Below are 14,142 nucleotides of genomic sequence, written 5' to 3' on the forward strand. Positions count from 1 at the left end.
TCACCGCAGGACAACGACGCCACCTTCCGGTGGCGTCGTTGTGTGTCACGCCGCTACAGCCGCGTGACCTGGCACAAGCGGATCTGCCCCGCTTCCAGCCCGTGCGCCTCGGCCGCGCGGCGGCGCAACGCGGTGACCAGCCCGGCGGCATCCAGCACGCCATCGGCGGGCACCTCCACGCTGTGGGCCAGCTGCCCCCACAGCACCGGCCGACCGTCGCAATAGCCCTCGTAGTCGGCGAAGTAATGCAACTGGCGCAACTCAGGTACCGACGTGGACATCGCCCTGGATCTCCGTGCAGCCCAGATGTTCCAACGCGATCTCCAGCCCGAGCAGATAGCTCTGCGCGCAGTAACCGCGCACCGTCGCGATGCGTTGCCCGAAACCCTCCGGCAGGCAACGCTCCGGTCGGTCCACGCTATCGTCGTGGGCCTCCACGAACGGATACGGCAACGCGCCCAGCACACGGTGCAGGCGCGCACTGTCCACGCAGCTGCCCGGATCGATCAACGCGATTTCCATCCGCGCCTGCCCGGCCACGCGCAAGGCATCCAGCAGCTCCTGCTCCGACCCGCAGGCACGCAACGCCACGGTCTTGCCCGCATCGCCGGCGCATTGCACGAGCTGCCGAATGACGGCCCGCGGCAACGGCTGCGGCCCACGCACCAGCGGCAACGATGCCTCCGGACCACGCACGATCATGATCGACATGGCGGCCTCCTCAGGCAGCGGCGCGCAACGGCGCGCACAGGGACGGCAGGCAGCGCGCGGCAATCCCCAGCGACATCGCATAGGCGCGCGGCGCGTCGTGGGGCGTGATCACCACCGCCAGCGGCGCATGCTGCGGATGCAGCCATGGCTCCAGCTCCTGCGCCGCATCGGTATGCAGCTCGATGTAGGGCGTGTGCAGCGCATCCAATGCCGCACGCAATGCCGTCGCATGCACCTGCGCACGCGCGGACGGCGCCAGATCACCCGAATCCAGCAGCACCAGCTCCACCTCGGCATCGCCACCGGCGGCCTGCAAGCCGGCGATCAGGCCGTCGACATCGGCGCACGCCAGCGTGCGCAACGCACGCCCGGCACACTCGGGCAGCTGCAGCGGCGCCAGCTGCGCCGGATCGGCCTGCGGACCTTGCAAAATCAGGATACACATCGTGTTTGGCTCAACGCACCACAGTGCGGGAGTGCCAAGGTAGGCCTGCCGGGCATAAAGGGGCTATTTGCACCCTGGTGCGCCGGCATAAAAAGTGCGTAATGCCTGCGCGATGCCGGTGTGCCGCGCCCGGCGACGCGGCACAGCTTGTAGATAAAACTGCAGCGCTCGACCTGGCGATGCCTCACGCATGGCCGAACATCCCTCGATATCCGCATTGCGCCAAGCCCAAACCTGACACATGCGGCGCCACGCGCACCACGCGATGCACTGGTGCGCGATTGGCTGTTATTTCTCCCGCCGCCAGTTCACCGAGCCCTTGGTCTCCACCGTGCTGGATTCGGCTTCGATATCGAAGCCACGGCTGAGCAGGTATTTCAGCGTTAGGACCGAGCCGCTGCCGACCATCGACACGCCATAGCCGACGTAGAGTTTGGGCGAGAGGTACTTGCCGAAGCCCACCACCGAGCCGACGGTGCTGGATTCGCTCACCCCCGCTTCGTCCAGGCCGAGCTTGGCGCCGATCTGCGAGGCGATCAGGCTGCTGCCGGCCGACAGCGCGGCCGAGGCGGCGCTGACCTGCTGGGTTTCGTCGCTGCTGGCAGTGGACAGGCCGCGGCCGAGCACCAGGTAGGACAGTGCTTCGGATTGCGACATCGCCGGCTCGGACCACACGTCGGCACGCGGCGATTCGGCGCGTCCACTGACGTCGATGCCGGCGGTGACATCGCCGACCTTGCGTTCGGCGCGCAGGCTCACGCGCGGGTCGGAGACGATGTTGTTGTTCCAGGTCAGCTGGCCGCGGCTGATGGTCAGATCCTGGCCATAGGCCTTGTAGCGGCCGCGCACGTCCAGCCCGCCGTTGGCGGTCATCTCGCGGCCCGGGCGCGCGCGGATCTGCATCTGCCCGCTCAGTCCACCCTTCAGGCCGAAGCCGCTCATGTTGACCTTGTCGCCCAGCACGATGGCCAGGTCCATATCCAGCGGCGAGGCCGGCGCTTCTTCCGGATCCACCGGGTCCAGCACCACCACGTCCTCGGACACCGAGGTGCCGCGATCCAGGCGTTCCAGGTCGATATCGGCTTCGGGCACGGTGACCTTGCCGCGCAGTTGCATGGTGTTGTCGGTGATGCCGAACTGCATGTCCGGGTTGGCGATGATGCGCAACTCGCTGGTGTTGTAGGCCAGCACGTTCTGGCCGCGGATATTGAGCAGCAACGGCGTGCTGGTGCCGAACCACGACAGCCCGCCATCGATGTTGAGCGTGCCTTCGCCGGACTTGGCCGATGCGGTGATCTTGGCCGAGCCATCGGGCAGTGCGTCGAAGCGTCCCTTGCCCTCGCTCAGGGTCAGGCCCATCGACGGATATTCGGCCGTGAAGTTGCTCAAGGTGGCATCGCCGCCCAGCAGCGGTTTGTCACGGGTGCCGCGCAGGCTCACATGGCCTTCGACCAGGCCCTTGGGCTGCACCACATCGGCCACCACCAGCTCCAGCCAGTACAGTCGCGACATATTGAGATACAGCTCGCCGTTGAGCGGTGCGTAGGCATCCCAGCCGGTGTTGAACTTGGCATCGACAAAGCCGGCGCCCTGGAAGCCGATACCCAGCTTGGCCTGGATCTGCTGCGGGGTGAAATCGGCCTGCACGCTGAACTGGTCGTAGCGCAGCAACTCGCCGCGGTTGGGATTGCCGGCCACCGCCGCGTAGCGGGTTTCGCCCAGGCGGATGCCGCCTTCGGGCGAGGCGATGCGGAACGAGCCTTCCCAGGCATTGCCGCGCGGCTTGAAGCTGCCATCGAGCGCCAGCTCGCCGCGCAGATAGATCTGCCGCCCCTCCTGCTTGGGCAGCCACGGCTGCACCAGCGACAGCGGCAGTGCATCGCCGTGCACCACCATGCCCTCGCGCGGCCAGTTGGCGCTGGCGCACAGCGCGCCACCGGTGGCTGCGCCCAGGCAGGTGTCCGACAGCGTGAATGCCGCACCGTCGGTGCTGAACTGCGCCGGCTGGCGCAACGCCCACGCATCGCCCTTGGCCGGTGCGATCCGCAGCGTGGCGACCTGGCCCTGCCAGCGCTCGCCGTTGCGACGGACATCGCCCTGCAGCGCGAGGTTGGCCATGCTGTTGGCGATCTCGGCATCCAGGCGCAATGCTTCCACCGCACCGCGTGCCTGCACGCGCACGCTGTCCAGCACCACGCCGGCTTCGATCGCGGTGCCCTGCAAGGCCAGTTGCCCGTCGCTGCCGCGCCACGGCAGGCGCCCACGCAGGCTGATGCTCTGCGCGCTGTAGTCGTTCCAGCGCAGGCCATTGCCGGCGATGTCGGCGGTGATGTCCGGGGCATCGCGCTTGCCGCTGACCTGCAGCTGCCCGCGCACCGTGCCGGTGGCGCCGGGCAGGACATCGTCCAGCTGCAGCGGCTGCAGTTGCGCGGCAATATCGAGCTGGTCGCCGACCTTGCCCTTGGCGTTGATGCGGCTATTGCCCAGCGACAGCTGCAATTCGCCTTCGCCCTGTTCGCCACGCAAGGCGAACTTGCCGTTGGCCGACAGCGCGCGCTGACGCAGCTGGCCGCTCAGGGTCGGGATATCCGCAGTGGCTTCGAAGCCCGGCGATACACCGCCGGCCGGCGCCGGCAACTGGCGGCCCTTGGAAGCGACCTTGCCGGAGAGATTGCCGTTCCAGCCCGGCGCAAAATAGCCCGGGTCGAACTTGGCCAGCTGGGCGGTGACATCCCATTCCAGCTCCGGGGTCCAGCCCACTTCGCCGGTGAGATCCAGCGAGCCGCCCGGGGTCTTGGCCTGCACCTGCTTGAGCTGGGCGCGCTGATCGTTGCCGCGGCTGTCGAACACCAGCGCGGCCTGCTGCCCGTCGCGCTCCAGCGTGGCGCGGCCGATCGCCGCCCATGCCTTCAGGGTGCCGGCCACGCCCAGACGCGCATCGACTAGTTCCACCGGCACCACCGGCGCATCGGGGGTGGCCGGGTCCGGCGTCGGGGTGAAGCGCAGGCCGCTGGCATTGACCGCGAAGCGGAAGCTCGGATTCTGCGTATCGCGGAAATCGGCAGTGCCACGCAACTGCGCGCGGCCTTCGAAGGCATCGATCACCAACGGCTCGACGGTGATGACCTGGTCCAGCAGGCTGATATGCGAGGGCTGCAAGCTGGCGCTCAACTCGCCCTGCTTGACGCTGCCTTGCAGGTCGGCGTTGCCGCCCTTGCCGGAGGCCTGCAGGTTCAGCGCGATCGGTGTGGCCGGGGCGGCATACTGCCCGTTGGTGGCCGGCATCAGCAGCGAGGTATCCAGCGCCTCGGTGACGGCCTTGAAGGTCCAGGTCGGATCATCGCGCCCGGTGAACACCAGGCTGGCCTGCAGCGGCGCCGGCGCGCGGCCGGCGATGGCCACTTCCATCTTGTCCAGATCCCCGCGTGCGACCAGCCCCAGGCTGGCCGGGGTGCGCCCACGCGCGGCCGGCAGCACCGCGGTGGCGGTGAGGTCGGCGCGGTAATCGTCGTTGGGAACGTAGTCGCCGTGCAGGCGGAAGTCGCCCATGTCGGTATCGACCACCAGATTGCGCGTGCGCAGTTCGCCGGTGGCCACTTCCAGCCCGCCCTGCACCTTGTGCAGGACGATCATCGGCTGCTGCAGCTGGGTGATGCGCAGGTTCTCCACGTCGATCTTGTCGGCCTGGATCGCCAGCGGCACGTTGATCTGCGGCAGCGACTCGGGCCAGCTCGGCAGCGTGAACGGCTCATCGCTCTTGCCCAGATTCAAGGTGGCATTGCTGACCTGCACGGCATCCAGTTGCAGCTTGCGCCCGAGCAACGGACGCAGGTCCGGTTCCAGGTACACGCGCTCGGCGGTGAAGTGGATGTCCTGATACCGGAAATCGACATCGCGCAAGGTCAGCGGGCCGGCCACCGGGCCTTCGACCTTGCCGTAGGTGAAGCTGGCACCGACCGGCAGGCGCGCGGTCACCTGCGCCAGCAATACATCGCGCCCGGCCACGGTCTGCAGCAGCCAGTACACCGCGATCAGCGCCAGCAACACCAGCCCCAGCACGGTCAGCCCGGAGCCCACCCAGAACCGGCGGCGGCGGTAGAAACGCGCGCGGCGCGGTGCGGGGGGCGGCGTCGGCGTGCTCACAGGTTGGCCCCGATATCGATATAGAGCTGGAACTGCGAGTCGGGGTCGTTCAGGCCATGCGCGATGTCCACGCGCACCGGGCCCACCGGCGAGCGCCAGCGCAGGCCGAAGCCGATGCCGGTGTGCCAGTCGGGCGTGTCGTCGAACGCGCTGCCGCTATCGACGAACACCGCGCCGCCCCAGGGGCCGCCCTTGAGGTAATGCTCGTATTCGGCGCTGGCGGTGACCACGTTCTTGGCACCGAGCGCGAATTCGTCCGGCTTGGGCGTGCGCGGGCCGACTTCGCGGAAGGCATAGCCGCGGATGCTGTTGGCGCCACCGGCAAAGAAGCGCAGGCTCGGCGGCATCGCCACCAGATCGCTGGTCCAGGTGGTGCCGCCTTCGCCGCGCAGGATCACCCGGCCATTGTCGCCGGCGCCCAGGAACCAGCGCAGCTGGCCATAGAGCTGGCCGAAATTGGTGTCCGAGCCGGCACCTTCGGCACCGCCGCGGATGAAGGCCTGCCCGGACACGCCGCTGCGCGGGAACAGGCGGTCGTCGACATTGACGTAGTTCACTTGCAACTGCGGATAGATCAGCGTGGAGGTTTCATACACCGCGCCTTCGAAGTCGTCACCGCTGCTGAAACGCCAGCGCTCGCGCAAGGCATTGATCGAAGCGATCGCACTCCAGCGCTCGTTGATCTGGCCGCTGCGGCTGCCGGTGAGTTTGACGTTGCGCAGGTCGATGTATTCGGTCTGCTCGTCATAGAGCCTCGCCGAGGCGGTGTACCAGCCATCCAGCCAGCGGAACGCCGGCACGCGGTAGCTGGTGGTCAGGCTCTTGCGGTTCTGCGCGTAATCCAGCTGCGTGTCCATCTTGTGGCCGCGCGAATTGACGTAGCGCCGCTCCACCCCACCACGCACACCGGCGCCGCTCTCGCTGCCGTAGCTCAGGCCCGAGGTGTACACGGTGCGCTTGGCGCGGGTGAGCTTCACATCCACCGGCACCCGGCCCTGGTCGTCGGCTTCTTCCGGCTTGGGCTGGATATCGATGGTGCTGAAGTAATCCAGCTTGGTCAGCGACTCGCGCAGGCGATCCAGCTTGCCTTCGTGGTAGTAGCTGCCCTCGTCCCAATACACCAACGGCTCGAACAGGCCCGGACGGAAGTAGTCGTAGTCAAAGCGCACCTTGCCCATGTCGTAGCGGCGGCCGCTATCCCAGTTCAGATCGATATCGGCGGCGTGCTCGGCGCGCGTCACCGCGACGCGGCGCTGGGTGAAGTCGGCATCGAAGTAGCCACGCTCGGCCAGCCGACGGGTGATGCGCACCTTGCTCGCTTCGTATTGCGGGTGGCTGAAGACCTGGCCTTCGCGCGGTTCGAACTGCTTGAGATCCTGACCCAGGTAGCGGTCCTGCTCGGCCCAGCCGGTGATGGAGATATGCGACTGCCGCACGCGCACCGGCTCGCCGCGCTCCACGGTGATCACTACCGTCACCTTGTCGCCGCTGCGCGGCGCGGCCAGATCGATGGTCGGCGAGTAGTAGCCGAACGGTTCCAGCGCCTCGCGCGTCTGCCGTTCGGCCTGCGCCAGCAGATACTCCAGTCGCGACTCGCCCTGCTCCTTGCCCACGGCCTCATACAGAGACAGGGAGACCTCGATGTTCTCGATCATCTCGGCGTCGGCGTCGTCGTCCAGGCCCTTGATTTCGATCTTGTCGATGGTGGCCCGGGCAACCGCTTGCAGCGGAACGAGCAGAGTGCACAGCAGGGAGAGAGCAAACGCGACTTTAAGCATCTACAAAGGATACCTAGCCTAGGCGTGAAGGGACAAAAAATCTAAACAATCTCGACTATCCGCAGGCGCAGGGGCTGGTTAGAGTCGAACTGTTGTTAACGTTTCGTTGACAGCGATGCCGCGCGGCCTCCCCGGTCGTCGCGCCCCGTTCCATGCCTTTGGAGAGAGAGGTTTCCATGAAGCGCCATTTGTTGGTCAACGCCGTATGCGCCGCCCTGGCCATGCCATCGCTTGCGATGGCCCAGAACCAGGACGCAGTGACTGAATTGAACAAGGTCACCGTGACAGGCTCGTTGATTCCGCGGTCACAGGTCGAAACAGCCACCCCGGTGTTCTCCATCACCGCCCAGGACATCCAGCGCCGCGGCTTCAAGGACGTCTACGATGTGCTGCGCTCGCAGCCGATGGCCACCGGCTCGGTGCAGGATGGCCAGTTCAGTGGCGGCTTCACCGCCGGTGCCAAGTCACTGAGCCTGCTCGGCCTGGATCCGGGCTTCACCCTGGTGCTGATCGACGGCCGGCCGATGGCCGATTACCCGCTGCTCTACAACGGCCAGAGCAACTTCGTCGACCTGGCCAGCGTGCCGGTGGGTATGGTCGAACGCATCGACGTGGCGCCCGGCAACCAGTCCTCGATCTACGGCTCCAGCGCCATTGCCGGCGTGGTCAACATCATCCTGAAGAAGCACGTCGATGGCGTGCAGATGAATTACCGCATGGGCACCTACGACGGCGGTGGCGGCAACAACCAGCGCTTCCAGCTTACCGGCGGCAGCACCCTCGGCAAGGCCGATATCGTCTGGGGCCTGCAGCTCAACAACCAGGATCCGATCTACGGCTCCCAGCGGCGCGATTTCGATTCCACCTCCGACAATCCGGATCCCACCCTGCGCTACGGCTCGCGCATCGCGCTTCACAACACGCCAACCACCTACATCGACCCCGGCGCCGCCAACTGCGATGCACTGGGCCCGCTGTTCAACGGTTCGGTGCAATACGACAACCGCGCCAATCGCGGCAACTTCTGCAGCAGCCGCACCGAGCCAGGGTATGCCAGCATCCTCAACAAGGAGCGCAGCGCCAGTGGCTATGCCAACCTGACCTACGCCTTCAACGACAACACCCAGGGCTACGCGACGCTGCTGCTCAATCGCACCAAGGTGGAGGTCAACAGCGGCCCGCGCTTCTGGCAGACCTCGTCCGACACCGGCGGCTTGTTCTACAACCAGGACAGCCAGCAACTGGAAGGCTACCAGCGCATCTTCGCGCCCGAAGAGACCGGCAACCTGGACTTCAACAACGATCGCCAGACTGCCGACTCCTACAACATCGCCGCCGGCATCAAGGGCGGGCTGGGCGCCAGCAACTGGACCTACGATGCGTACTACGCACGCGCCGAATACCGCATCGACAGCCGCCAGCAATGGCCGTTGGCCGATCGCATCGAAGACTTCTTCCGCGAGCAGTTCCTGGGGCCCCAGCAAGGCGAGTACTACGGCTACCCGATCTATTCGCCCAACGACGCCGACTTCTATCGCGCATTGACGCCGGCGCAATACCGCAGCTTCAACGACGAGATCCGCACCAAGTCCAGGACCTGGACCCAGAACGTCAACCTGCAGCTCACCAACACCGAGTTGTTCAACCTGCCGGCCGGTGCGGTTGGCGTGGCCGGCGTGCTGCAGGCGGGCAACCAGTACTGGGAAAACCCGACCGATCAACGCGTGATCGCCGGCGACTTCTACCAGCTGACCGGCACCCAGGGCAGCGGCAAGCGCGAGAACTGGGCGGCGGCATTCGAGATGCGCCTGCCGATCCTCTCGACGTTGACGGCCAACCTGTCCGGCCGTTTCGACGACTACAAGAACCAGGGCGGCGGTGGCGATTCCAAGTTCACCTACAAGGCCGCGCTGGAATTCCGCCCGATCGATTCGCTGCTGTTCCGCGGCAACTATGCCACCGCGTTCAAGGCACCGGACATGGCGTTTTCCTTCGCTGGCGACAGCGGCTTCTTCCAGGGCGTCAACGATTACTACCGGTGCGCACTCGAAGAGCCCAACGTGCCGATCGCCGACTGCACCTATGGCGGTACCAGTATCCAGGGCCGTCGGTCGGGCAATGCGGACCTGAAGTCGATCACCGCCAAATCCTGGGGCGCCGGCGTGGTGTGGTCGCCGAGCGCACGCTTCAGCATCAACGCCGATTACTACAACATCAAGATCGATGACAAGGTCAGCGACCTGAGCACCGACAACCTGCTGCAGACCGAATCGGCCTGCCGCCTCGGCAGCCTGGATATCAGCTCGCCCACCTGCGTGGATGCACTGTCGCGCATCGATCGCACCGCCGCCGATGCACCGGTACCCAATCGCCTGAGCGACATCCGCATCAACCCGGTCAATATCTCCAACGAGGAAATCTCCGGCGTGCTCAGCAAGGCGACCTACAACCTGGCGACCGAATCCTGGGGCCTGTTCGTTTTCGATGCGCAATACAACCTCACCCTCAAGCACGAAAGCCAGCAGTTCCCGCAGGACCCGGTGCGCGACCTGCTCAGCGAACCATTCTTCTCCTCCGAGTTCCGCAGCATCGTCAATGCCTCGGTGACCTGGCAGAAAGATGCATGGACCACCACGTTGTTCGGTCAACGCAATGGCCGCACGCCCAACTTGGTGGCGCAACAAAGCACCGACGGGTATGCGGTGGAAGGCGCACGCAAGGTCGGGGCGTGGACCACGCTCAATGCCACGCTCGACTATGCGCTCAACGACGACATCTCGCTGACCGCAACGGTCAACAATCTGGCCGACACCCGCCCGCCACGCGACCGCACCTACACCAGCTACCCGTACTACAACATCTTCAACTACACCGGCTACGGCCGCTCCTACATGCTGGAGCTGAACTGGCGTTTCGGCGCACACTGACTGATCCGAGGCGGTAGCGTCCAGCGGCAGCCATGGGGCTGCCGCTGGCGTTTTTGGCCAGCCATTAGGGCAAGCGTTTTTGAATCAAGCGCTCGGGGATCGCCGCTACTGCTATTAAGCGAGTTTGGTGTAGCCGAAAGGTGCGCAGCCCAAGCTGGCGACACGCAGGCACTTCGGCTGCGGGCACGCTGCACGCACCGATGCAGCAGCCTCGCGTCGTCGTGCTGGCCGTTGTCAGCGTGCGTCGGCCTGGATCAGGCCGGCATGCAACAAATCCAGCCGCAGCGGCTCCAGCTGCGTGGCGTAGCGCCGCCACTCGTCCACGTTGCGCACATGCACACCTTCGCGCACCTGCACGCTGCTCAGCGTGGCCGATGCAGCTGCATTGCGGGTGATATCGATCTGACCGGGCTCGATCTCCAGCCCGCAGCGCGCCATCAGCTGCTCAAGGACCGTGGATGGATCACGCACCATCTGCGCATAGTCCACATCGATCACCCGGCCCGGCAATGCCGCGCGCCACTGCGCCATCAACCCGTGATACGCCTGATAGTGACGCGCCAGCGTGTGCAGGTCGTAGCTGTAGGCGTAGGAGTCGCCGAACAATGCGCGGTAATTGGAGAAACACACCGCCATCGGCTCGCGCACCAGATGCACGATCACTGCACCCGGCAAGGCGCGCGCGATCGGGCCGATCGCCACCGCGTTGGCCGGTAGCTTGTCGATGTACCAACGCGCAGATCCGGCGCGCCATTGCGTCTGTTCCAGGTAACGCGCGCCGACCTGCGCGTAGTCCAGCGTCGGCAGCGCCTGCAGCACACGCGCATCCAGCAGGCTACGGCCGGCCTGGTCGGCGCCCCAACGCAGTTGATGGCCAACGTCGTTCAACTCGCCAGCCGACACGATCTGGGAATGATTGCCCAGCATCCGCTCCAGCACCGTGGTGCCCGAGCGCGGCAAGCCGAGCACGAAGATCGGCTGCGGGCCGTGCGCGGCCGGGGCTTGCTGCCCAGCGAACACGCCTTGCTGGGCCAATGCTCCCAGCTGCGTATAGAGCGCAGCTTCTGCATCGGCGTCGTGGCGCAGGCGCGCATGCATCACCGCATTGCCATGCTGCAGCGCGTCCCAGGCAGCCCCGGTCTGGCCGAGGTCTTCCAGTTCCTTGTACAGCGCGAACGCCAGCCCGGCGCGGTCCTCGCTGTCGGGCTTGGCACGTTGCAGTTGCTCACGCAGTTGCTCGACATGGTTGCTGCTGGTGGTCTGACGGCGCAGGCGCGCACGCGTCAACGCCGCGCGGCCATAGCCGGGCTTTTGCGCCAGCGCATGCTCCAGCGCCTGCGCCGCTTCATCGAGGCGACCATTGAATTGCAGCTGCACCGCAAGAAAGAAACGGAAATCCGCACCATCGAATCCGCAGGCCTGCGCGCGCCGCATCATCGCCAGCGCGTCGCCATGTTCGCCCAGCGATTGATGCACATGCGCGAGCAAGGCCAGGGTCGGGCCATCGTTGCACTGCATCACCGACGGATGCCGCAGCAAGGCATGCAGCGCGCGATGCTCGCCGACACGCAGCAAGGCTTGCGCCACGCGGCAACGCATCGCCACGTCGTCACCCAGATCGCCTGCGGCCAGCCGCAACTGCGCCACCGCCTCGCGCATCCTGCCGTTGGCCAGCACGGTGCCGGCCAGCAGCACGCGGGCCGACACGTGCGTGGGCTCCACCTCCAGCAATGCCTGCAGCGCAGACGCGGCCACACCCAGCTCGCGACGTGCCAACGCGGCCTGCGCGGTCTGCCAGTGCACCGCGCCGGCGGACGCGGCCATCAGCTGGACAGATGCTCGATGGCGGCGACGCTGCCGAGGCGGTCGCCGAGCTTCTTCAGCAGGGCCAGACGATTGGCGCGCAATTGCGCGTCTTCGGCGTTGACCATCACCCCGTCAAAGAACGCGTCCACCTGTGGGCGCAACCGCGCCAGGCGTGCGAGCACGGCGACGTAGTCGTGCCGGTGCAGCGCATCGCCGGTATCGCCGATGGCCGCTTCCACCGCTTCGGCCAGGGCTTCTTCGGCCGGTTCGCGCAGCAGCGTGGTGTCGATATCGCCGGGAATCTCGCCCTCGACCTTGCGCAGGATGTTGCGGATGCGCTTGTTGGCTGCGGCCAGGGCTTCGGCTTCGGGCAGTGTGGCGAAGATGCCGATCGCCTCGATGCGGCGGTCGAGGTCGTAGAGGGAGCCGTGGGTCGCGCCCAGGTGCGCTTCTACGAGCCCTGTAGGAGCGCCCTCGGGCGCGACCGAGAACAGTGCGGCGACCGCATTGAAGTGCGTGGAAGCAACGCCCTTGTCTGCGTAGTAGCCGCGCAGGCGGTCCAGGATGAAATCGAAGATTTCAGAAGCGAGCTGCGCGTACTGCGCGGAGTCGATATCAGCAATTTTTTCTTCGTCTTTCAGCGTCGCTTTTCTCACGAGGCGATCCCATGGCAGCAACTTGACCGCAGTCACCAGCGTCGCCTTCAGATCCAGCTCAAACCCACTCTCAATCACCGTCCGCGCCAACCCCAGGGCATTACGCCGCAGCGCAAACGGATCCTTGTTGCCGGTCGGCTTCAGCCCGGCCGCAAAGCCACCGGCCAAGGTATCCAGGCGCTCGGCGATCGCCAGCACCTTGCCCAGTGGTGACAGTGCGATGTCATCGCCGGCAAAACGCGGCTGGTAGGCCTCGTCGATGGCCAGCGAAATCTCGCTCGGTTCACCGGCGGCCTTGGCGTAATGGCGCCCGGCAATGCCCTGCAGTTCCGGGAATTCGTTGACCATGCGCGACTGCAGGTCGTTCTTGGCCAGCTGCGCGGCGCGACGCGCCTGCACCGGATCGGCACCGACCTGCGGCGCGATCGCCTCGGCCAGCGCCGCCACGCGCGCGACCTTGTCGGCCACCGTGCCCAGCTTGGCCTGGTAAGTCACGCTGGCCAGACCGGCGCCCATCGCCTCCAGCCCCTGCTTGAGGTCTTCGTCGAAGAAGAACTTGGCGTCGGCAAAACGTGGACGGATCACCCGCTCGTAGCCCTTGGCGACTTCGGCCACATCCTTGGAGGCGATATTGGCGATGCCGATGAACTGCTCGGTCAACTTGCCGCCGTCGTCCAGCACCGGGAAGAATTTCTGGTTGATCTCCATGGTCTCGATCAGCGCTTCCTGCGGCACCGCCAGGAACGCGCGCTCGAAACTGCACAGCACCGCCGATGGCCATTCGACCAGGTTGACCACCTGTTCCAGGTTGTCGTCGCTGATGCGCGCACTACCGCCGGCCTGCCTGGCGGCAGCTTCGACTTCCTCGACGATGCGTGCGCGGCGTGCGTCGGCATCCACCAGCACATGCGCCGCGCGCAAGGCCTCGATGTAATCGCCCGGCGCCGCCAGCGACACCTCGCCCTGATGCATGAAGCGATGCCCGCGGGTGAGGCGATCGCCACGCACGCCCAGCAGCTCGGCCGGAATCACCGCATCGCCGAACAGCAGCACCAGCCACTGCACCGGCCGCGCGAAGGCGTATTCGTGCGCGCCCCAGCGCATCGGCTTGGGGATCGGCATCGCGGCAATGGCCTCGCGCAGGATCTCCGGCAGCAAGTCGGCAGTGCGCGCGCCCGGCGTCACCGCGCGGTGCACGAAGCGCTCGCCCTTGGCATCGCTGGTGCGCTCCAGCGCGGTCCAGTCGATGCCGGCCTTGGCGGCGAAACCGGCCAGCGCCTTGGTCGGCTTGCCCTCGGCATCCAGCGCGATGGTGAGATACGGGCCCAGCACTTCGGAGCGCTGTTCGGGCTGCTCGGTGGCCACGCCCGGCAACAGCACCGCCAGGCGGCGCGGCGTGGACAGCGGCTTGGCATCGCCACGGGTGACCGCGACGCCGCGCTTTTCCAGACCGGCCAGCACGCCATCGAAGAAAGCCTGCGCCAGACCCGGCAGCGCCTTGACCGGCAGCTCTTCGGTGCCCAGTTCGATCAGCAGGGGAAGTTGTTCGCTCATGTCAGGTGAACCTTGGCTTATGTCCCTTCTGCCATCAACGGACGAAGGTGACTGGAGAATGTCCTTCTCCCGCTAGCGGGAGAAGGTGGCGCGCCGCGCCGGATGAGGGTCGTGCCGAGGCG

The 14,142-nt window shown here is 66.3% G+C and carries 8 protein-coding genes; 1 reads left to right on the plus strand and 7 read right to left on the minus strand.

Features of this window, described 5'->3' with window-relative positions:
* Positions 1 to 53: 53 nt before the first annotated feature.
* The 5 genes from CPBF1521_RS20550 to CPBF1521_RS20570 all read right to left on the minus strand — a co-directional run bounded on the left by CPBF1521_RS20550 (position 54) and on the right by CPBF1521_RS20570 (position 7,077).
* A complete protein-coding gene (locus CPBF1521_RS20550) occupies positions 54 to 281 on the minus strand; it encodes a hypothetical protein (protein WP_164739708.1) in 228 nt (75 codons plus the stop codon).
* On the minus strand, positions 262 to 711 hold the full coding sequence (locus CPBF1521_RS20555) for a 3-dehydroquinate dehydratase (RefSeq protein WP_161960178.1): 450 nt from the start codon (positions 709 to 711) through the stop codon (positions 262 to 264). Before CPBF1521_RS20555 ends, CPBF1521_RS20550 begins: the two co-directional genes overlap by 20 nt.
* Before the next feature lie 10 nt (positions 712 to 721).
* Positions 722 to 1,156: a hypothetical protein gene (locus CPBF1521_RS20560; protein ID WP_115678118.1), complete on the minus strand. Its 435-nt coding sequence runs from the start codon at positions 1,154 to 1,156 to the stop codon at positions 722 to 724.
* A gap of 288 nt (positions 1,157 to 1,444) precedes the next feature.
* Entirely contained in the window at positions 1,445 to 5,299 is a 3,855-nt protein-coding gene (locus CPBF1521_RS20565) for a translocation/assembly module TamB domain-containing protein (protein ID WP_115678119.1), read from the minus strand.
* Complete coding sequence (locus tag CPBF1521_RS20570; protein WP_104584372.1) at positions 5,296 to 7,077, minus strand: autotransporter assembly complex protein TamA; 1,782 nt, start codon at positions 7,075 to 7,077, stop codon at positions 5,296 to 5,298. The genes CPBF1521_RS20565 and CPBF1521_RS20570 overlap by 4 nt, the downstream gene beginning before the upstream one ends.
* Positions 7,078 to 7,313: 236 nt before the next feature.
* Here CPBF1521_RS20570 and CPBF1521_RS20575 point away from each other — a divergent pair, with 236 nt between their 5' ends.
* A complete protein-coding gene (locus CPBF1521_RS20575; RefSeq protein WP_181901332.1) occupies positions 7,314 to 10,004 on the plus strand; it encodes a TonB-dependent receptor domain-containing protein in 2,691 nt (896 codons plus the stop codon).
* 234 nt (positions 10,005 to 10,238) lie between these two features.
* Here CPBF1521_RS20575 and CPBF1521_RS20580 read toward each other — a convergent pair whose 3' ends face one another.
* Both CPBF1521_RS20580 and glyS read right to left on the minus strand, forming a co-directional pair.
* Positions 10,239 to 11,828: a tetratricopeptide repeat-containing sulfotransferase family protein gene (locus CPBF1521_RS20580; RefSeq protein ID WP_115678121.1), complete on the minus strand. Its 1,590-nt coding sequence runs from the start codon at positions 11,826 to 11,828 to the stop codon at positions 10,239 to 10,241.
* A complete protein-coding gene (gene glyS / locus CPBF1521_RS20585; RefSeq protein ID WP_115678122.1) occupies positions 11,828 to 14,020 on the minus strand; it encodes a glycine--tRNA ligase subunit beta in 2,193 nt (730 codons plus the stop codon). The genes CPBF1521_RS20580 and glyS overlap by 1 nt, the downstream gene beginning before the upstream one ends.
* Between the last annotated feature and the right edge of the window lie 122 nt (positions 14,021 to 14,142).

The organism is Xanthomonas euroxanthea, assembly GCF_900476395.1.
Lineage (GTDB): Bacteria > Pseudomonadota > Gammaproteobacteria > Xanthomonadales > Xanthomonadaceae > Xanthomonas > Xanthomonas euroxanthea.